This window comes from Streptomyces exfoliatus (assembly GCF_000725545.1).
Taxonomy (GTDB): Bacteria; Actinomycetota; Actinomycetes; order Streptomycetales; family Streptomycetaceae; genus Streptomyces; species Streptomyces exfoliatus.
In genome coordinates, this window is sequence record NZ_JNZP01000023.1 from 73,453 (window position 1) to 91,746 (window position 18,294).

Sequence of the window (18,294 nt, forward strand, 5' to 3'; positions counted from 1 at the left end):
ACGCGCGTAGCGCAACAGGGGGTGGCTGGTTACAAGACAGTTGCCGCTGGCTGACGAAGTGTCGCCGTAGGCTCGTGCCATGACTTCCGACGCGGCACCGGCCCTCGAACCCGGACGGCAGATCCACACCTACGACGAGCTCGCCCCCGAGCAGGTCCAGGACGTACTGGAGCTGCTGGAGGCCGCCGACCACGCCGACGGCGTGCACGCGGTATCCGAGCAGGGCCGGCTGTACCTGCGCCACGGCCGCCGCGAGGGCGTGCGCCACTTCCTCCTCACCGTCGGCCCCCGCCTGTACGGCTACGCCCAGCTGGAGGAGACCGACCCGATCGAGGCACCGGCCGCCGAACTCGTCGTCCACCCGTCGCACCGGGGCCGCGGCCACGGCCGGGCGCTCGGCACCGCCCTGCTCGCCGCCTCCGGCAAGCGGCTGCGCGTCTGGGCGCACGGCGGCAAGTCCGCCGCCCGGCACCTCGCCCAGGTCCTCGGCCTGACGCTCTTCCGCGAACTGCGCCAGCTCCGGCGCGCGCTGACCCCGCTGGACATCCCGGAGCCGGTGTACCCCGAGGGCGTGACCGTCCGCACCTTCGTACCCGGCCAGGACGACGAGGCCTGGCTCGCGGTCAACGCCGCCGCCTTCGCCCACCACCCGGAGCAGGGCTCGCTCACCCAGCGGGACCTGGACGACCGGATGGCCGAGCCGTGGTTCGACCCGAAGGGCTTCTTCCTCGCCGAGAAGGACGGCCGGCTGATCGGCTTCCACTGGACGAAGACCCATGCCGAGGAGCAGCTCGGCGAGGTGTACGTGGTCGGCATCCTGCCCGACGCGCAGGGCGGCGGCCTCGGCAAGGCGCTCACCGCGACCGGCCTGCGGCACCTGGCGGCGCAGGGCCTGCCGACGGCGATGCTGTACGTGGACGCGGACAACACCTCGGCGGTACGGGTCTACGAGGGCCTGGGCTTCGCCACCCACGAGGTGGACCTGATGTACCGCACGGAGTCGTAAGACCCGGAGGACAGAGGGCGGTTGAGACCGCCCGGCCGGAAGGGGGCGGTTGACACCGCCCCCTTCTTTGCACCACCCTTTCACTACTTGATTAGTGAAAGGGTGGTGAAAGGGATCGTGCTCGAGTACCGCATCGACCGGCGCAGCGGCGTCGCCACCTACCTCCAGATCGTCCAGCAGACGAAACAGGCCCTCCGGATGGGCCTCCTGGAACCGGGCGACCGGCTGCCCACCGCGCGCGAGGTCGTCGAAGCGACGGCCATCAACCCCAACACGGTCCTCAAGGCCTACCGCGAACTCGAACGCGAAGGCCTCGTCGAGGCCCGCCGCGGCCTCGGCACCTTCGTCCGCGCCACCCTCGGCACCGGCCCCGCCGACTCGCCCCTGCGTGGCGAACTCACCGACTGGGCCCGCCGCGCGCGCGCCGCCGGCCTGGAGCGCGAGGACGTGGCCGCGCTCTTCACTTCCGTACTGAAGGAACACTTCGAGGGGGACGACACATGACCGAGGACCCGGCCCTGACGGCCGAAGGCCTGGGCAAGAAATACGGGGGAAGAGGCCGCGGCTGGGCCCTCCGGGGGTGCGACTTCGCCCTCCCCGCCGGGCGGATCTGCGCCCTCGTCGGCCCCAACGGTGCCGGCAAGTCCACCCTCCTCGCCCTCGCCGCCGGGCTCCTGCGCCCCACCGAGGGCACCATCGGCGCCCCGGCCCGCGAACACCTCGCGTACGTCGCCCAGGACAAGCCGCTCCACCCCCGGCTCAGCGTCGCCGACACCCTCCGCATGGGCCGCGAACTCAACCCCGGTCGGTGGGACTCCGCTCTCGCCAAGCGGGTCGTCGAGGGCGGAGGCTTCTCCTCCGACACCCTCGTGCGCCACCTCTCCGGCGGCCAGCGCACCCGCGTCGCGCTCGCGCTCGCCCTCGGCAAGCGGCCCGGACTGCTGCTCCTCGACGAGCCGATGGCCGACCTCGACCCGCTCGCCCGCCATCAGCTGATGGGCGTGCTCATGGCCGACGCCGCCGAGCACGGAACCACCGTCGTCATGTCGTCGCACATCCTCACCGAACTGGAGGGCGCCTGCGACCACCTCCTCCTGCTGCACGGCGGCCGGGTCCGCCTCGACGGTGCCGTCGACGAACTCCTCGCCGCCCACACCCTGCTCACCGGACCCGTGGCCGACCTCGCCCCGCACACGGTCGTCGAGTCCCGGGCGACAGGCCGTCAGCTCACGGCGCTGATACGCCACGAGGGACCGGTCGAAGGCCCCTGGGAGACGTCGGAACCCTCCCTGGAGGACCTCCTCCTCGCCCACCTCCGCACCACCGAAGGAGCCCCGGCATGAGCGCCCTCGCCCTGAAGGGCCCCTACTGGGTGACGGTCCGCCAGTACCGCCGGACGCTGTGGCTGACGGGGGCGCTGGTGCTCCTGACGCTCGCGGTGATCGGGGGGCTGCGGATCTGGGACCTGCAGACACCCGACGTGTACCTGCAGGACGGGTACTCGGCCCCCTCGGACGAGAACAGGGGGTTCAGGACGCTCACGCTGGCCATGGACTACCTCGGCCTGGGCATCCTCTTCGTCCCGCTCCTGGCCGGCGCCTTCGTCGCAGGTCCGCTCGTCGCCCGCGAGTTCGAGTCGGGCACGTACAAGGTGTCCCTCACCCAGTCGCTGAGCCCTGCGACCTGGCTCCGCGCGAAGCTCCTCACCGCGACCGCCGTCGCCCTGCTCGCCACGGTCGCCCTCATGGGCGCCTTCCGGATCGGCTGGAGCCGCATGGCTCCCTCCGGGTACCCGAGCTGGGACCCGCACCCGTACGCGGCCACCGGCATCGTCCACTTCGCGTACGTCCTCGCGGCCGTCGCCGTCGGCGCCCTCCTCGGCCAGCTGATCCGCCGCACCCTCGTCGCCATGTCGGCCACCGGCCTGGTCATGGGCGTGGCCCTGCTCGTCATGGGCGCCTACCGCTGGTCCATCCTGCCGGTGAAGACGGTCACCGCCCCGGCAGGCCCCTCCCTCTGGGCACCCGGGCACGGCTTGGTCATGGAGACGGGCCTCCTCACCTCCTCCGGAACCCGCTTCGACCGCATGATCTGCTGGGAGGAGGCGTCGCGGACCCCGGGCACGGACGGCGGCGGGGACCTCTGGAGCAAGATCGAGGCCCAGTGCCTGGCCCGGAACGACGTCACCGGCCAGTACGTCGACTACCACCCCGAGTCCCATTTCTGGTCCACGCAGCTCATCGAGACCGGCGTCCTCCTCGCCCTCGCCGTCCTCGCGGCCTTCGCCGCCTTCCGCGTGCTGCGCGCCCGTCACCCGTAGGAAGCCCGTCACCCGTAGGGGGCGCGGCGCCCGTGAGAAGCCCGGCGTCCGTCACCCGTAAGGAGGAATCGGGGGCGGGGTCCTGACAAGGGCCCCGCCCCCGATTCCCGCACGACATGTCGTCGTTACCGGCCATTCAGACGCGCTTGCGACGCTCACGCAATGAAGCGCTCCGTGTCCGTGCCCGCCCGGGCCCTCCCCAAAGGGAGACTTCCCTCCCCCACGGCCCGCTCCGACGCGCCCGACGACCCCTTCGCGCGGAAGAATGGGGCCATGAGCCAGCAGCCCGCCGAGGTCCCGGTCCAGACCTCCGCCACGCCGTCCGCCCCGTCGTCCGCCGCGTCGTCCCTCGGTTCCATAGCCGCGCACCGCGCGCAGATCGTGAACGGCACCGTCGTGACCGATCTCGCCCCCGATCTGGACACCGATCCCGACACCTACGAGGGCGACAGCGGGCTCGGCGACGACCTGCCGCAGGGCCGCTTCCTCGACCGGGAACGCAGCTGGCTCGCGTTCAACGAGCGCGTCCTCGAACTCGCCGAGGACCCGACCACACCCCTCCTCGAACGAGCGAACTTCCTCGCGATCTTCGCCTCGAACCTCGACGAGTTCTTCATGGTCCGGGTCGCCGGCCTCAAGCGCCGCATCGCGACCGGCGTCGCCACCCGCTCCGCCTCCGGGCTCCAGCCCCGCGAGGTCCTGGACCTGATCTGGACGCGCTCGCGCGAGCTGATGGCCCGGCACGCCGCCTGCTTCCAGCAGGACGTCGCCCCGGCGCTGGCCGACGAGGGCATCCACCTCATCCGCTGGCCCGAGCTCACGGAGAAGGAGCAGGCGCGCCTCTTCACCCTGTTCCGGCAGCAGATCTTCCCGGTCCTCACGCCGCTGGCCGTGGACCCGGCGCACCCCTTCCCGTACATCTCCGGCCTGAGCCTCAACCTCGCCGTGGTCGTGCGCAATCCGGTGAGCGGCCACCGCCACTTCGCGCGCGTGAAGGTGCCGCCGCTGCTCACCCGCTTCCTGGAGGCCTCCCCGCAGCGCTACGTCCCCCTGGAGGACGTGATCGCGGCGCACCTGGAGGAGCTGTTCCCCGGCATGGAGGTGCTGGCGCACCACATGTTCCGGGTGACCAGGAACGAGGACCTGGAGGTCGAGGAGGACGACGCCGAGAACCTGCTCCAGGCCCTGGAGAAGGAGCTCATGCGGCGCCGCTTCGGGCCGCCGGTGCGCCTGGAGGTCGAGGAGTCCATCGACCCGTACGTCCTCGACCTGCTCGTACGCGAGCTGAAGGTGTCCGACGCCGAGGTGTACCCGCTGCCCGGCCCGCTGGACCTGACCGGGCTCTTCGGGATCGCCGGGCAGGACCGGCCCGAGCTGAAGTACCCGAAGTTCATCGCCGGCACCCACCGGGACCTCGCCGAGGTGGAGTCGGCGTCCGCGCCGGACGTCTTCGCGGCGCTGCGCGAGCGGGACGTGCTCCTGCACCACCCGTACGACTCGTTCTCGACGTCCGTGCAGGCCTTCCTGGAGCAGGCGGCGGCCGACCCCGACGTCCTCGCGATCAAGCAGACGCTGTACCGGACCTCGGGCGACTCCCCGATAGTCGACGCCCTCATCGACGCCGCCGAGTCCGGCAAGCAGGTCCTCGTCCTCGTCGAGATCAAGGCCCGCTTCGACGAGCAGGCCAACATCAAGTGGGCGCGCAAGCTGGAGGAGTCCGGCTGCCACGTCGTGTACGGCCTCGTCGGCCTGAAGACCCACTGCAAGCTGTCGCTCGTCGTACGGCAGGAGGGCGAGCTGCTCCGCCGCTACTCGCACGTCGGCACCGGCAACTACCACCCGAAGACGGCCCGGCTGTACGAGGACCTCGGCCTGCTCACCGCCGACCCGCAGGTCGGCGCGGACCTCTCCGACCTGTTCAACCGGCTCTCCGGCTACTCCCGCCGCGAGACGTACCGCCGTCTGCTCACCGCCCCGAAGTCGCTGCGGGACGGACTGGTCTCCCGGATCACCAAGGAGATCGTCCACCACCGCGCCGGACGGCCCGCCTACGTACGGATCAAGGTCAACTCCCTGGTCGACGAGGCGATCATCGACGCCTGCTACCAGGCCTCGCGCGCCGGCGTCCCCGTCGACATCTGGGTCCGCGGCATCTGCGCCGTGCGCCCCGGGGTCACCGGCCTCTCGGAGAACATCCGGGTCCGTTCGATCCTCGGCCGCTTCCTGGAGCACTCCCGGGTCTTCGCCTTCGGCAACGGCGGCGAACCCGAGGTCTGGTTCGGCAGCGCCGACATGATGCACCGCAACCTGGACCGCCGGATCGAGGCCCTCGTACGGGTCTCCGACCCGGCCCACCGGGCCGCGCTCACCCGGCTCCTGGAGACCGGGATGTCCGACACCACCTCCTCCTGGCACCTCGGACCCGACGGGAACTGGACGCGGCACGCGACCGACCCCGACGGCCGCCCCCTGCGGCACGTCCAGGAGATGCTCATCGACGCGCGGAGGCGCCGGCGTGCACAACCCTGACCACTCTGACCACGGACGGGACGTCTCGGCCGGCGAGGTCCTGGCCCCCTACCTGCACGCCCGGGCCGCGGACTTCCTCCGCGGCCTCCGGCTGCACGCCGAGAGCGGCTCGGACACGGCCGGATCCGAGGAGGCGACCCGCACCCTGCGCGGCGCCGCCCGCCGGATCGGCGCCACGCTCCACACCTTCCGGCCGCTGCTCGACACGGCCTGGGCGGACCAGCTGCGCACCGAGCTGGCCTGGCTCTCCGGCACCCTGGCCCTGGAGCAGGCCTGCACGTCCCGGCTCGTCCGCCTGGTGGACGCGCTGTCCCGCCTGTCGAGCGGTACGGGTACGGGGCACGGCGGCGCCGTACCCGCCGCCCGGGGCAGTGAGGCGGCCGGCCTCACCGTGGGAGCCGCCCGGGCCGGCGCCCTCCTCGAACGCCAGCTGACCCTGGCCCGTACACGAGCCCACTCGGCGTCCCTGCAGGCACTCGGCTCGGCCCGCTTCCACGCCGTCGCCGACGCCGTCGCCCTCCTCGCCTCCGAAGTGCCGCTCGGCCCCGTCGGCGCGGCCCCCGCCATCGAGGTCCTCGACGGCCCCGCCGAGGTCGCCGAACGGCGCCTCCTGGAGGCGGTGGCGGCCCTGCCCCTGACCAGGGCCGCCCACCCGTACAACGCGGACGCCCTCGCGCTCGCCGCCGGGGAAGGACAGGACGCGCCCTGGCACCAGACCCGGCTCCTGCTGCGCCTGCACCGCTACGCCTGCGAGGCCCTGCACACCGGCGGCGAACCGCACTCCGTCCTGTACGAGGCGGCCCGCGCCCTGGACCGGCACCGGGACGCCGCCGAAGCCGCGACGGCCGCCGCCACCGCCGCCCGCACCCCCCGCATCGCCCCGGCGACCGCGTACGCCCTGGGGGTGCTCCACGCCGACCAGCGCCACGAGGTGGAGGCGGCCCGCTTCGCCTTCCAGCGCGCCTGGCACAGAACGACGGCACCGGTCCCATGACCGCCGACGACCGGGGCCCGATCCTGGCGGCGGGCTGCGTCCTGTGGCGCCCGGCGCTTTCCGGCCACGGCATCGAGGTCGCGCTCGTCCACCGGCCGAAGTGGAACGACTGGTCGCACCCGAAGGGCAAGCGCAAACGCGGCGAGACGGCGGAGGCGTGCGCGCTGCGCGAGGTCCTGGAGGAGACGGGCCGGCACTGCGAGCTCGGCCCCCGCCTCCCCACGGTCCGCTACACGGTGGCGGGGCGCCCCAAGGAGGTCGTCTACTGGGCGGCCCGCGCCCTGGACGGCGCCTTCACCCCGACGAGAGAGATCGACGCGCTGCTCTGGCTGGCCCCCGCAGCGGCGAGATCCCGCCTCACCCAGCCCCGGGACCGGGAGCTCCTGGACGCCGCCGTGGCCACCCGCCTCTGAGCCGGCCACACCCGGGCTTACGGCACGGTTCACTTCCCGTTCACTCTCTTCGGCCGACCGCTTCACCTGTTCTGCCTAATTTCGGACGTACACGGTGCAGAGAGCACAGCGATGCACCTCCAACCGACACACGCCGCCGTAGAACGTTCAGGACACTCGGTCCACGACTGGCGGCTTCTGGAAGGAACACCCGAAAGTGAAGCTTTCGCGCAAGAACGGGCTTCGCGCCTCCGCGATCGGTGCCCTCGTCGTCTCCGGTGCGCTCGTCCTCTCGGCGTGTGGCTCGGACAACAACACGGAGACGCCGACCAAGGACGGCGGCACCAAGACCTCCGCCGCCGCGTCGGACATCGACTGTGCCGGAGCGAAGGGCCAGCTCCTCGCCGCCGGCTCCAGCGCGCAGAAGAACGCGATGGACCTGTGGGTCAAGAACTTCCAGGCCGCGTGTGAAGGCGTCGAGATCAACTACCAGGGCATCGGCTCCGGTGGCGGCATCACCAAGTTCAACCAGGGCCAGGTCGCCTTCGCGGGCTCCGACTCCGCCCTGAAGGACGAAGAGGTCGCCGAGTCCCAGAAGATCTGCAAGGGCGGCAAGGGCGTCAACCTGCCCATGGTCGGCGGCCCCATCGCCATCGGCTACAAGCTGGAGGGCGTGGACAACCTGGTCCTGGACGCCTCCACCATCGCCAAGATCTTCGACAACAAGATCACCAAGTGGAACGACCCGGCGATCGCCAAGCTGAACCCGGGCGCCAAGCTCCCCGACAGCACGATCCAGGCCTTCCACCGCTCGGACGAGTCGGGCACCACCCAGAACCTCGGCAAGTACCTCTCCACCGCCGCCGCGGCAGACTGGAAGCACGACCCGAAGTCGAAGTCGTGGCCCGCCCAGGGCGGCCAGGCCGCGAACGGCTCCTCCGGTGTCGCCACCGCCGTCAAGGACGCCGAGGGCTCCATCGGCTACTTCGAGCTCTCGTACGCCACCTCGAACAAGATCTCCACCGTCAGCATCGCGACCGGCGCGGCCGCCCCGGTCGCCGCCACCTCGGAGAACGCCTCCAAGGCCATCGCCGCCGCCAAGGTCAAGGGCACCGGCAACGACGTCGCCCTCTCCCTGGACTACGCGACGAAGGCCGAGGGCGCCTACCCGATCGTCCTCGTCACCTACGAGATCGCCTGCGACAAGGGCAACAAGGCGGAGACCCTGCCGACCCTGAAGGCGTTCCTCAACTACACCGTGAGCGAGGAGGGCCAGAAGGTCCTCGCCGACGCCGGCTACGCCCCGCTCCCGGCCGAGATCGCGGCCAAGGTCCGCGCGATCGTCCCCACCCTGTCCTGACCCCCGGCCGGGTCCGGCCCCCACCCAGGGGGCCGGCCCGGCATCCGGTGCACCGCCGCCAGGAGCCCGTACACCCGTAGGGGCCCCGCAGACCGGAGAAGCAGATGGCTACCACCACACCAGACATACAGAGGAGCCGGCGCGCCAAGAGCGCGGCCCGCCCCGGGGACCGCATCTTCAGCGGCCTCTCCCGCGGCTCCGGCATCACCCTCCTCGTGATCATGGCCGCGATCGCCGGCTTCCTCACCTACCGCGCCGTTCTCGCGATCTCGAAGGACAGCACGAACTTCTTCACCACCTTCGAGTGGAACCCGGCGGGCAACCCGCCGGTCTTCGGCATCGCCGTCCTCGCCTTCGGCACGGTCGTCTCGTCGATCATCGCGATGGCCATCGCCGTGCCCGTCGCGATCGGCATCGCGCTCTTCATCTCGCACTACGCGCCGCGCAAGCTGGCCAAGCCGCTCGCGTACGTGGTCGACCTGCTCGCCGCCGTGCCCAGCATCATCTACGGCCTCTGGGGCGCGATCTTCCTCGTGCCGTACCTGGACGGCCTGAACCTCTGGCTCGACGAGTACATGGGCTGGACGTACATCTTCGACAAGGCCAACGAGGGCCCCGCCCGCTCGCTCTTCACCGTGGGCATCCTGCTGGCGATCATGATCCTGCCGATCATCACCAACGTCACCCGCGAGGTCTTCCTCCAGGCCCCGAAGATGCACGAGGAAGCCGCCCTCGCCCTCGGCGCCACGCGCTGGGAGGTCATCCGCATGTCGGTGCTGCCCTTCGGCCGCTCCGGCATCATCTCCGCCTCCATGCTGGGCCTCGGCCGCGCACTCGGCGAGACCATGGCCGTCGCCGTGGTCCTCTCCCCCAGCTTCCTGATCTCGGGCCACCTGCTCGACCCGGGCGGCGGCACCTTCGCGCAGAACATCGCCGCCAAGTTCAACGAGGCCAACGAGTACGGCCGGGACGCGCTCATCGCCTCCGGTCTCGTCCTCTTCGCCATCACCCTGCTGGTCAACGGCGCCGCCCGCTGGATCATCGGCCGCCGCAAGGAGTACTCGGGGGCAGCGGCATGAGCCACGCCATTCAGGATCGTCCGGTCACCGTGGCCTCCCGCCCCGGCTCGCTCTCCCACGCCCGCCTCCCGCGCTGGACGCCGGCCGCCATCGCCGCCGGCTCGATCGCCGCGGGCATCGGCATCGGCCTCGCCGCCGGATGGCACAGCAAGATCCAGTGGGGCATGATCGCCGCGCTGCTCTTCGTCCTCGTCACGTACGCCGTGACGACCAAGGTCGAGGGCAGCCGCCAGGCCAAGGACCGCGTCGCCACCAGCCTCGTCTGGGTCTGCTTCGTCCTCGCCGTCGTCCCGCTGCTCTCCCTCGCCTGGGTCACCGTCAGCAAGGGCATGAGCGTCCTCGACGGCTACTTCCTGACCCACTCGATGAACGGCGTCCTCGACGCCGAAGCCGGCGGCGGCGTCTACCACGCCCTCCTCGGCACCATCGAGCAGGTCGCCATCGCGACCCTGATCGCGGCCCCGATCGGCCTCCTCACCGCCGTCTACCTCGTCGAGTACGGCGGCGGGAAGCTCGCCCAGGCCGTCACCTTCTTCGTCGACGTCATGACGGGCATCCCGTCGATCGTCGCCGGCCTCTTCGTCCTCGCCACCTGGAACCTGATGCTGGGCTTCGGGCCCTCCGGTTTCGCCGGCGCGATGGCCCTGTCCATCCTGATGATGCCGGTCGTGGTCCGCTCCACCGAGGAGATGCTCAAGCTCGTCCCGAACGAGCTCCGCGAGGCCTCCCTCGCCCTCGGCATCCCCAAGTGGCGCACCATCCTGAAGGTGGTCCTGCCCACCGCGATCGGCGGCATCACCACGGGCGTCATGCTCGCGGTCGCCCGTATCACCGGTGAGACGGCCCCGGTCCTGCTCCTCGTGTTCGGTACGAAGCTCATCAACCCGAACCCCTTCGAAGGCGCGCAGTCCTCCCTGCCGCTCTACGTGTACGAGCAGTTCGCGGTCGGCACCGACGCCGCGATGGCCCGTGCCTGGGGCGCCGCGCTCGTCCTGATCGCCTTCGTCATGATCCTCAACCTGGTGGCCCGCGGCATCGCCCGCTGGAAGGCCCCGAAGACCGCCCGCTGACCAGCGGCAATTGGAAGTGATTCACATGGCCAAGCGCATCGACGTCAGCGGCCTCTCCGCCTACTACGGCGCCCACAAGGCGATCGACGACATCTCCATGACCGTCGAGCCCCGCTCCGTGACGGCCTTCATCGGCCCGTCCGGCTGCGGCAAGTCCACCTTCCTGCGCACCCTGAACCGCATGCACGAGGTCACCCCCGGTGGCCGCGTCGAGGGCAAGGTGATGCTGGACGACGAGAACCTGTACGGGTCGAACGTCGACCCCGTCGCCGTGCGCCGCACGGTCGGCATGGTCTTCCAGCGCCCCAACCCCTTCCCCACCATGTCGATCTTCGACAACGTGGCGGCGGGCCTGCGCCTCAACGGCAAGTACAAGAAGGCCGAGCTCAACGACATCGTCGAGCGGTCCCTCAAGGGCGCCAACCTCTGGAACGAGGTCAAGGACCGCCTCAACAAGCCCGGCTCCGGCCTCTCCGGCGGCCAGCAGCAGCGCCTGTGCATCGCCCGCGCCATCGCCGTCGAGCCCGACGTCCTGCTCATGGACGAGCCCTGCTCGGCCCTGGACCCGATCTCGACCCTGGCGATCGAGGACCTCATCGGCGAGCTGAAGGAGCGCTTCACGATCGTCATCGTGACGCACAACATGCAGCAGGCCGCCCGCGTCTCGGACCGTACGGCGTTCTTCAACCTGGCGGCCGTCGGCCAGCCCGGCAAGCTGATCGAGCTGGACGACACCGAGCGCATCTTCTCCAACCCGAGCGTCCAGGCGACCGAGGACTACATCTCCGGCCGCTTCGGATAGAGACGTCCAGCACGTGTGTGCCCACCACCGGGGTCAGTGACCACGCCCCCGGCCCAGGGCCACCACGTGCGGGGCACGCACGTCTGCGGTGCTGCATGGCGGTGCCACCGCATGACGAAGGGCCCGGCTCCCCCACAGGGGAGCCGGGCCCGACCATTTGTAGGACACGTGGTGGGCATGCGTTCCGCCGGGGCGGAACGGGTGGGCACGACGCCACCAGGACGGCGCCCCCTCAAGCCCGTCCACCACAGGGACCCGAGCCTGAACGGTCAGCCGAAGAACAGCTGCACCACACTGCATCCCCCGGGGGATAACCCCGGACCCCCAGCAACACCCGGCGGCACCGGCTGTCAGCCGAAGAACAGCTGCACCACATAGAAGCTCGTCGCAGCGACAAGGGCCGCCGCCGGCATCGTGATGAACCAGCCGAGGATGATGTTCTTGGCGACACCCCACCGCACCGCGTTGACCCGCTTCGTCGCACCCACGCCCATGATCGCGGAGGTGATGACATGGGTCGTCGAGATCGGCGCGTGGAAGAGGAACGCGGAGCCGAACATGATCGACGCGCCCGTGGTCTCCGCCGCGAAGCCCTGCGGCGGGTCCAGCTCGATGATCTTCCGGCCGAGGGTCCGCATGATGCGCCAGCCGCCCGCGTACGTACCGAGCGAGAGCATCACGGCACAGGCGATCTTCACCCACACCGGGATGTCGTCGCCGGCCTGCTGCACGTCGGCGATGACCAGGGCCATCACCACGATGCCCATGGTCTTCTGCGCGTCCTGCAGACCGTGACCGAGCGCCATGCCGGCCGCGGACACCGTCTGCGCGATACGGAAGCCGCGCTTGGCCTTGTGCGGGTTGGCCTTGCGGAACATCCACATGATCGCGCACATGACCAGGTACCCGGCGAGGAGACCGACCACCGGCGAGATGAACATCGGGATGACGACCTTGTCGAGGACGCCGCCCCAGAGCACCTCGGTGCCCCCGGCGAGCGCCGCACCCACCATGCCGCCGAACAGGGCGTGCGAGGAGGAGGACGGCAGGCCGAAGTACCAGGTGATCAGGTTCCAGATGATCGCGCCGACGAGCGCCGCGAAGAGGATGCCCATCCCCTTGTCGCCGGTCGGGGTCTCGATGAGCCCCTCACTGACCGTCTTGGCGACCCCGCTGCCCATGAAGGCACCGGCGAGGTTCATGACGGCCGCCATCGCGAGCGCCGCCCGGGGCGTCAGCGCCCGGGTCGACACCGAGGTCGCGATGGCGTTGGCGGAGTCGTGGAAGCCGTTCGTATACGTGAAGCCGAGCGCGACACCGATGGTCACGATCAGAGCGAAGGTGTCCACGAAGCTCAGGACTCCTTGACCGCGATGGTCTCCACCGTGTTGGCCACGTGCTCGAAGGCGTCGGCCGCCTCTTCCAGCACATCGACGACCTGCTTGAGCTTCAGCACCTCGATGGCGTCGTACTTGCCGTTGAAGAGCTGGGCGAGCAGCTTGCGGTGGATCTGGTCCGCCTGGTTCTCCAGCCGGTTGACCTCGATCCAGTACTCGGTGAGGTCCTTCATCGTCCGCAGGTTCGGCATGGCCTCGGCGGTCAGCTCGGCCGCCCGCGCCAGGACCTCGATCTGCTGCTCGACGCCCTTGGGGAGCTCTTCGATGTTGTAGAGGACGACGAGGTCGACGGCCTCTTCCATGAAGTCCATGATGTCGTCGAGGGACGACGCGAGGTTGTAGATGTCCTCGCGGTCGAAGGGGGTGATGAAGGAGGAGTTCAGCTGGTGGAAGATCGCGTGGGTCGCGTCGTCGCCGGCGTGCTCCGCTGCCCGCATCCGCTCCGCGATCTCGGCCCGGGCGGAAGGCTCCGCTCCGAGCAGTTCCATCAGGAGCTTGGAGCCCGTGACGATGTTGTCCGCGGAAGCGGCGAACATGTCGTAGAAGCTCGTCTCCCTGGGGGTCAGACGAAATCGCACGTGGGGTCCTCGGGGTGCTGGGTTTCGGTCAGGCTGATGCTAGGCGCATCATCCGGCCACGGCTAACCGGCGTCCTCTCAGTGTCGCCCATCAGGCACAGTGAACAGCACGGACCCCCGCCCGGATCGGCGGGGATCGGTACCATATACCCACGAGGGGTATACACCCCCTTAATGGACAACGGGAGGACGCGATGACGACCACCGAGGCGGACCAGGTTCCCGAGGCCGTCGGGGCCGTCGTGCCGGCCGACCACGACCACGGCGTGCACGGCTACCACAAGCAGAAGGACGAGCACCTCAAGCGGCTCCGCCGCATCGAGGGCCAGATCCGCGGTCTGCAGCGGATGGTCGACGAGGACGTCTACTGCATCGACATACTCACCCAGGTCTCCGCCTCGACGAAGGCACTCCAGTCCTTCGCGCTGCAGCTCCTGGAGGAGCACCTGCGCCACTGCGTCGCGGACGCGGCGGCGACCGGCGAGGGCATCGACGCCAAGGTCGAGGAGGCCACGAAGGCCATCGCCCGCATGCTGCGCACCTGAGTCCCGACCTCACCCGGTGCGGGACGCCCACCCGAGGCGTTCCCGCCCGTACGAGGCCCCGCCCCACCGCCGGCGTCGCCAGCGGCCCTTCGACCGGCGTCACAGCGGCCCTTAGACCGGCATCGTCAGCGATCCTTCGCCCCCGCCACCCTCAGCACCTCGTCGATCCGGTCGGCGCTGAGCCGCTCCCCGTCCGCGGCCGAGGCCGCGATGATCAGTTCGCCGCAGAGTTCGATCTCGGCGAGGGCGACGCAGTCGGGATCTGCGGGCACGGTTGCTGTACCGGGCGGGGCCACGCGCATCCACCTCTTCCTGCCGGCGGGGGTCTCCCAGCGGTCTGCCAGCGGTCTCCCAGCGTAGGGACGGCGACACGCACCGCGCATGACACGTCCGGACCATTTGCCGATGGCCCCTGCCCGCACCGGCCCGGCTCAGGCCTCGATCTTCCCGGCGTACAGATCCCGGCGGTCCGGGAGCGTGACCTCGACGGGGACCCCGAAGCCGTACAGCAGCGTCGTGGACGCGACCGCGACCGTACGGCCCTGGTTGCTGAAGCTGAACTGGTGGCGCACCTTCCGTAGCCGCCCCTCGCCGTCGAGGTACGCGTCGAAGGGCACCGCGTCGTCGGCGAACCCTTTCGCCGCCGCGGCGAGCGCCCCCCGCAGCTGCGGGGAGGCGGCCCGCGCGGCCACGGCGATGTCGGTGACCCCCCGGTAGTGGCTGACTTTCACCCCTGCCAGCTCGACCTCACCGAGGTACGTGACCTTCCGGGCGCCCCGCAGCAGCTCCGCCGCGGCGGCAGGATCCGTGGCGCCGCCCGTGACGAGGTTGCCGTCGTCGAGGGTGGTGGTGTCGACACGGACCCACTTGTCGGCGGGCACCCCGGCCCCCCGGTTCTTCATGTAGAGGGCGCCGGGAGTGAGGAGCTCGGTGATGGGCCGGTGCGCGCTGGACCCGGCCGGGTCCTTCGGCAGCAGCACCTGGAGCCGGCCGGTGCGCCGCCGGAAGTCGTAGCCGCCCTCGCCCCGGATGGTGACCCGGGTGCCGCCCGCGGCCATCTCCATGGAGGTGCTCGCCTTGGCCGTGCCGGCCCTGGTCAGGACGTCGGCGGCGTTCCGTACGGTGAGCGTGGGGTCGGACGTGGGCTTCGGGTCCTCGGGGGCGCCGCACCCCGTGACCGCCGCGGTCCCGACGAGGGAGCCGACCAGGACGGCGGTGACGGCGAACGTCCCGCTCCCGCGACCGTGCGGACGCCCGCGCCGCTGCACCACCATCGCCTGCCAACCCCCAACGCCTCACCGCTGTTTGCCCGGGACCCCGGCCTTTCCCGGGGCCCGCGGGCCCGGGGACGCCCGATCCGCATAACGACGGCCGGGGCGTGCCGTCACGCGCAGTACGGTGGTGGGGTGCACGCGCAGTCCTCTTCACACGCCACCACGATGACGGAGCGCGGCTCGTTCGCGCTGGCACGCTGCAGCTGCGGCTGGACGGGTCCTGCCCGCAGGTCCCGCGACCGCGCCCGTACGGACGCGGCGGACCACCTGCGCTCGGCGGGCGTCTCCGCCCCCTGAGGCCCGTCTTCCGGATCAGTCCCCGACGGGTCAGGCCGCGAGGTCGTTCCGGCCGGAGTCCGAGCCGGTGGCCGGGCCGCCGATGCGGGGCTCGGGGATGTCGACCGCCTCGGGGCGTCGCGGCCCCGCCGCCCGGCGGGAGCGGACGAGCCGGACACCGAGCCCCGAACGGGCGACGGCGGAGATCAGCGGGGTGAGCAGCGCGAGGGCCGGCGGGGCGAGGAGCAGGGCGATCGCGGTGCCGAGGGCGAAGCCGCCGATCACGTCGGTCGGGTAGTGGACGCCCATGTAGACGCGGGCGAAGCCCTCGGCGAGGGCGAGGCCGATGGCGGCGAGGCCGAATCCGCGGTGGGCGACGAAGAGTCCGACGCCGAGGGCCATCGCCAGGGTGGCGTGGTCACTGACGAAGGAGAAGTCGGTCTTCCCCGCGATGAGGACTTCGAGGCCCTGGTGGTCCTTGAACGGCCGGGGTCTCTCGACGAAGCCGCGGATGGGGATGTTCACCAGGAGGGCGACACCGGCGGCCAGGGGGGCCCAGACGAGGCCGGCGACGCCCGAGACGGAGTCGGCGAGGGTGCCGCGGCGGCGGACGCTCCACCAGCACCACAGCACGACGAGAGCCATCGCGAGCATGATCCCGTACTCGCCGACGAACTCCATGACGCGGTCGAACCACGGCGGGGCGGCCTTGGCCAGCCCGTTGATGTCGTAGAGCAGGCTGACATCGGGGTTCGAGCCGTCCGATGCGAGTCCAGGCATCTGCTGCGGCCCCTTGCTCTCGTGTCTGGTTTTCCAACCCCCGTGGTCAGAGTGGTCGGATCAGGGAACGAACCGCCTGAGGCGCACGTTCCGCTCTCTCCCGTGGATCATGATGACGTTATCGAAGAGTGACGGTTCGGCGCAGCTCAGGGCCTGTGCATGACGGAGAGTTCCGGCCATGTCCGATACGACCTGAGGACCGACCCGCCGGGGCCGACGGTCCGTCTGCTCCGCTCAGGTCTGCGGGAGATGGGTCGGCAGCGCCGCCGCGCCCGCCTCGGTGACCCGGGTCGCACCGAAGTAGTCCGGGGTGTCGATCCGGCTGAAGCGGATCACCGCCCCGGTGCGCGGCGCGTCGATCATGTACCCGCCGCCCACGTAGATGCCGACGTGCCGGATCGCCCGCGAGTTGGTCAGGTCGTCCGAGAAGAACACGAGGTCGCCCGGGAGCAGCTCGTTCCTGCTCGGGTGCGGCCCGGCGTTGTACTGGTCGTTGGCGACGCGCGGCAGCTCGATCCCGACGCTCAGGTACGCGGCCTGGGTGAGCCCGGAGCAGTCGAACCGGCCGTTCTGCGCGGCCGTTCCCGTACCGCCCCACAGATACGGGGTGCCGAGCTTCTGCTGCGCGTAGTGGATCGCGCCGGCCGCCTGCCGGGAGGGGTCGACGCGGCCCGCGGGCCGGGCGAAGCTCTTCTCGAGTGACCGGATGATGCGCACGTAGTTCCGGGTCTCGCTGATGGGGGGCACGCCGGCGTGCTTGATCACCCGGTACGCGCCCGCGTTGTACGCCGCCAGCATGTTGTTCGTCAGGTCGCCTGGCACGTTCTTCACGTAGCCGGCGAGCTCGCAGTCGTACGAGGCGGCGGACGGGATCGCGTCCTTGGGGTCCCAGATGTCCCGGTCTCCGTCCCCGTCGCCGTCCACTCCGTGACCGGCCCAGGTGCCGGGGATGAACTGGGCGATGCCGCGGGCGTCGGCATGGGAGACGGCCCGCGGGTTCCAGCCGCTCTCCTGGTAGAGCTGGGCGGCGAGCAGCGCCGGGTTGATGGCGGGACAGAGGTTTCCCCACTTCTGCACGAGCCCCTGGTAGAGAGCGGGCACAGAACCCTTGGCCAAGGCCACGGTGCCGTTCTTGGAGCTGCCCGCACCGCCGACGAGACCGGCCGCCGCCGAGTACGTACCGATGACGAGCAGTGCGACGAAGCCGATACAGACCCCGAAGGCCCCGCCGGCCACCAGCCATGCCTTGCCGGCCCTACGCACCGTCAACCACCCCTTGGCTCATGGCAGTACGCCCCGGGCCCAGTCTAGGCGGACGCCGACGCCGCCCCAAGAGTGCAACAACGACAATCATTGCCCGGAGTCACTCTCCGTGATACACAGAGTGACCATACGCTTCTTCGCATAGAAACCGGCCACACCACCGCAGGTCAAGACGGTCACATCGGTCAAGTGTGCGGGGATCGGGTAAAGAGTGCCGCCAAGCCGTCACACGCGGGCGGTTTCATCAGCGAAGATAGGGCGATGACCCATGCCATCCGGCAGGGGCGACAACTACCCCATACGGGCGGTGAGTTACATGTACCTGGCGGCTGAAAAAGGCGACATCACCACCATCATCGGTGGAATCGCCCCGAACTGGGGCCCTTTCGGGAGTCTGGGCGCCGAAGCGAAGATCATGATCGAGGTCGTGATGGCCGTGGCCATCCTGCTCTGCCTCGGCATCGCCATCTGGGGAGCGGCCAAACAGCGCATCGGCGCGACCGCCCTCCGCGACACGTTCAGCGCGGAACAGGGCAAGGGCCTGATCGTGGCCGGCCTGACCGGCGTCTTCATCATCGGCTCCCTGGGGACGCTCTTCACCATCGTGTACGGGATGGCCGTCTGATTCCC

20 protein-coding genes are annotated in these 18,294 nt (G+C 70.6%); 14 read left to right on the top strand and 6 right to left on the bottom strand.

Features of this window, described 5'->3' with window-relative positions:
* Positions 1-79 precede the first annotated feature (79 nt).
* The 11 genes from mshD (at position 80) to pstB (ending at position 11,552) form a co-directional block, all read left to right on the top strand.
* Positions 80-1,006: a mycothiol synthase gene (gene mshD, locus IO20_RS0126105; RefSeq protein WP_030554346.1), complete on the top strand. Its 927-nt coding sequence runs from the start codon at positions 80-82 to the stop codon at positions 1,004-1,006.
* Positions 1,007-1,123: 117 nt separating this feature from the next.
* Positions 1,124-1,510 (top strand): GntR family transcriptional regulator, encoded by a 387-nt coding sequence (locus IO20_RS0126110; protein WP_030554347.1) that lies wholly within the window; start codon positions 1,124-1,126, stop codon positions 1,508-1,510.
* A complete protein-coding gene (locus tag IO20_RS0126115) occupies positions 1,507-2,349 on the top strand; it encodes an ATP-binding cassette domain-containing protein (protein WP_030554349.1) in 843 nt (280 codons plus the stop codon). The genes IO20_RS0126110 and IO20_RS0126115 overlap by 4 nt, the downstream gene beginning before the upstream one ends.
* Entirely contained in the window at positions 2,346-3,326 is a 981-nt protein-coding gene (locus IO20_RS0126120; RefSeq protein WP_030554350.1) for an ABC transporter permease, read from the top strand. Before IO20_RS0126115 ends, IO20_RS0126120 begins: the two co-directional genes overlap by 4 nt.
* Before the next feature lie 273 nt (positions 3,327-3,599).
* A complete protein-coding gene (locus tag IO20_RS0126130) occupies positions 3,600-5,855 on the top strand; it encodes an RNA degradosome polyphosphate kinase (RefSeq protein ID WP_030554352.1) in 2,256 nt (751 codons plus the stop codon).
* Positions 5,842-6,849 (top strand): CHAD domain-containing protein, encoded by a 1,008-nt coding sequence (locus IO20_RS0126135; RefSeq protein WP_030554353.1) that lies wholly within the window; start codon positions 5,842-5,844, stop codon positions 6,847-6,849. The genes IO20_RS0126130 and IO20_RS0126135 overlap by 14 nt, the downstream gene beginning before the upstream one ends.
* Positions 6,846-7,262, top strand: a complete 417-nt coding sequence (locus IO20_RS0126140) for an NUDIX hydrolase (RefSeq protein ID WP_030554355.1) — start codon at positions 6,846-6,848, stop codon at positions 7,260-7,262. Before IO20_RS0126135 ends, IO20_RS0126140 begins: the two co-directional genes overlap by 4 nt.
* A gap of 196 nt (positions 7,263-7,458) precedes the next feature.
* Positions 7,459-8,601: a phosphate ABC transporter substrate-binding protein PstS gene (gene pstS, locus IO20_RS0126145; RefSeq protein WP_030554356.1), complete on the top strand. Its 1,143-nt coding sequence runs from the start codon at positions 7,459-7,461 to the stop codon at positions 8,599-8,601.
* A gap of 104 nt (positions 8,602-8,705) precedes the next feature.
* The gene (gene pstC / locus IO20_RS0126150; RefSeq protein ID WP_030554358.1) at positions 8,706-9,680 is read left to right on the top strand and encodes a phosphate ABC transporter permease subunit PstC; all 975 of its coding nucleotides are present in this window, start codon (positions 8,706-8,708) and stop codon (positions 9,678-9,680) included.
* A complete protein-coding gene (pstA, locus tag IO20_RS0126155) occupies positions 9,677-10,750 on the top strand; it encodes a phosphate ABC transporter permease PstA (protein ID WP_030554360.1) in 1,074 nt (357 codons plus the stop codon). The genes pstC and pstA overlap by 4 nt, the downstream gene beginning before the upstream one ends.
* A gap of 25 nt (positions 10,751-10,775) precedes the next feature.
* The gene (gene pstB / locus IO20_RS0126160; protein ID WP_030554362.1) at positions 10,776-11,552 is read left to right on the top strand and encodes a phosphate ABC transporter ATP-binding protein PstB; all 777 of its coding nucleotides are present in this window, start codon (positions 10,776-10,778) and stop codon (positions 11,550-11,552) included.
* A 350-nt stretch (positions 11,553-11,902) separates the two neighbouring features.
* On the opposite strand, the gene IO20_RS0126165 is transcribed toward pstB, so the two are convergent.
* Positions 11,903-12,901: an inorganic phosphate transporter gene (locus tag IO20_RS0126165; protein ID WP_030554364.1), complete on the bottom strand. Its 999-nt coding sequence runs from the start codon at positions 12,899-12,901 to the stop codon at positions 11,903-11,905.
* 5 nt (positions 12,902-12,906) lie between these two features.
* Positions 12,907-13,527, bottom strand: coding sequence for a DUF47 domain-containing protein (locus IO20_RS0126170; protein WP_030219030.1), 621 nt, complete (start codon positions 13,525-13,527; stop codon positions 12,907-12,909).
* Positions 13,528-13,720: 193 nt separating this feature from the next.
* Between IO20_RS0126170 and IO20_RS0126175 the strand changes: the two genes are divergently transcribed.
* Complete coding sequence (locus IO20_RS0126175; protein WP_030219033.1) at positions 13,721-14,071, top strand: metal-sensitive transcriptional regulator; 351 nt, start codon at positions 13,721-13,723, stop codon at positions 14,069-14,071.
* A 125-nt stretch (positions 14,072-14,196) separates the two neighbouring features.
* On the opposite strand, the gene IO20_RS40840 is transcribed toward IO20_RS0126175, so the two are convergent.
* Together IO20_RS40840 and IO20_RS0126185 are read right to left on the bottom strand one after the other, a co-directional pair.
* Complete coding sequence (locus IO20_RS40840) at positions 14,197-14,343, bottom strand: hypothetical protein (protein ID WP_169749646.1); 147 nt, start codon at positions 14,341-14,343, stop codon at positions 14,197-14,199.
* 159 nt (positions 14,344-14,502) lie between these two features.
* The gene (locus IO20_RS0126185; protein WP_030554366.1) at positions 14,503-15,345 is read right to left on the bottom strand and encodes an SCO4651 family lipoprotein; all 843 of its coding nucleotides are present in this window, start codon (positions 15,343-15,345) and stop codon (positions 14,503-14,505) included.
* Between the two features lie 165 nt (positions 15,346-15,510).
* On the opposite strand from IO20_RS0126185, the gene IO20_RS42050 reads away from it, so the two are divergent.
* Positions 15,511-15,642 (top strand): hypothetical protein, encoded by a 132-nt coding sequence (locus IO20_RS42050; RefSeq protein ID WP_281181677.1) that lies wholly within the window; start codon positions 15,511-15,513, stop codon positions 15,640-15,642.
* A 30-nt stretch (positions 15,643-15,672) separates the two neighbouring features.
* Here the strand turns inward: IO20_RS42050 and IO20_RS0126190 are convergent, their stop codons facing one another.
* Entirely contained in the window at positions 15,673-16,401 is a 729-nt protein-coding gene (locus tag IO20_RS0126190; protein WP_030554367.1) for a phosphatase PAP2 family protein, read from the bottom strand.
* Positions 16,402-16,635: 234 nt separating this feature from the next.
* On the bottom strand, positions 16,636-17,664 hold the full coding sequence (locus tag IO20_RS0126195; protein WP_078946172.1) for a C40 family peptidase: 1,029 nt from the start codon (positions 17,662-17,664) through the stop codon (positions 16,636-16,638).
* A 316-nt stretch (positions 17,665-17,980) separates the two neighbouring features.
* On the opposite strand from IO20_RS0126195, the gene IO20_RS0126200 reads away from it, so the two are divergent.
* Complete coding sequence (locus IO20_RS0126200; RefSeq protein WP_017242359.1) at positions 17,981-18,289, top strand: hypothetical protein; 309 nt, start codon at positions 17,981-17,983, stop codon at positions 18,287-18,289.
* Positions 18,290-18,294: the final 5 nt, after the last annotated feature.

Coding starts and splice junctions, on each gene's coding strand:
- IO20_RS0126190 (WP_030554367.1), bottom strand. CDS start 16,401: ATGCCTGGACTCGCATCGGACGGCTCGAACCCCGATGTCAGCCTGCTC.
- IO20_RS0126140 (WP_030554355.1), top strand. CDS start 6,846: ATGACCGCCGACGACCGGGGCCCGATCCTGGCGGCGGGCTGCGTCCTG.
- IO20_RS0126120 (WP_030554350.1), top strand. CDS start 2,346: ATGAGCGCCCTCGCCCTGAAGGGCCCCTACTGGGTGACGGTCCGCCAG.
- IO20_RS0126185 (WP_030554366.1), bottom strand. CDS start 15,345: ATGGTGGTGCAGCGGCGCGGGCGTCCGCACGGTCGCGGGAGCGGGACG.
- IO20_RS0126200 (WP_017242359.1), top strand. CDS start 17,981: ATGTACCTGGCGGCTGAAAAAGGCGACATCACCACCATCATCGGTGGA.
- pstC (WP_030554358.1), top strand. CDS start 8,706: ATGGCTACCACCACACCAGACATACAGAGGAGCCGGCGCGCCAAGAGC.
- IO20_RS0126115 (WP_030554349.1), top strand. CDS start 1,507: ATGACCGAGGACCCGGCCCTGACGGCCGAAGGCCTGGGCAAGAAATAC.
- pstA (WP_030554360.1), top strand. CDS start 9,677: ATGAGCCACGCCATTCAGGATCGTCCGGTCACCGTGGCCTCCCGCCCC.
- IO20_RS0126175 (WP_030219033.1), top strand. CDS start 13,721: ATGACGACCACCGAGGCGGACCAGGTTCCCGAGGCCGTCGGGGCCGTC.
- IO20_RS42050 (WP_281181677.1), top strand. CDS start 15,511: ATGACGGAGCGCGGCTCGTTCGCGCTGGCACGCTGCAGCTGCGGCTGG.
- mshD (WP_030554346.1), top strand. CDS start 80: ATGACTTCCGACGCGGCACCGGCCCTCGAACCCGGACGGCAGATCCAC.
- pstB (WP_030554362.1), top strand. CDS start 10,776: ATGGCCAAGCGCATCGACGTCAGCGGCCTCTCCGCCTACTACGGCGCC.
- IO20_RS0126130 (WP_030554352.1), top strand. CDS start 3,600: ATGAGCCAGCAGCCCGCCGAGGTCCCGGTCCAGACCTCCGCCACGCCG.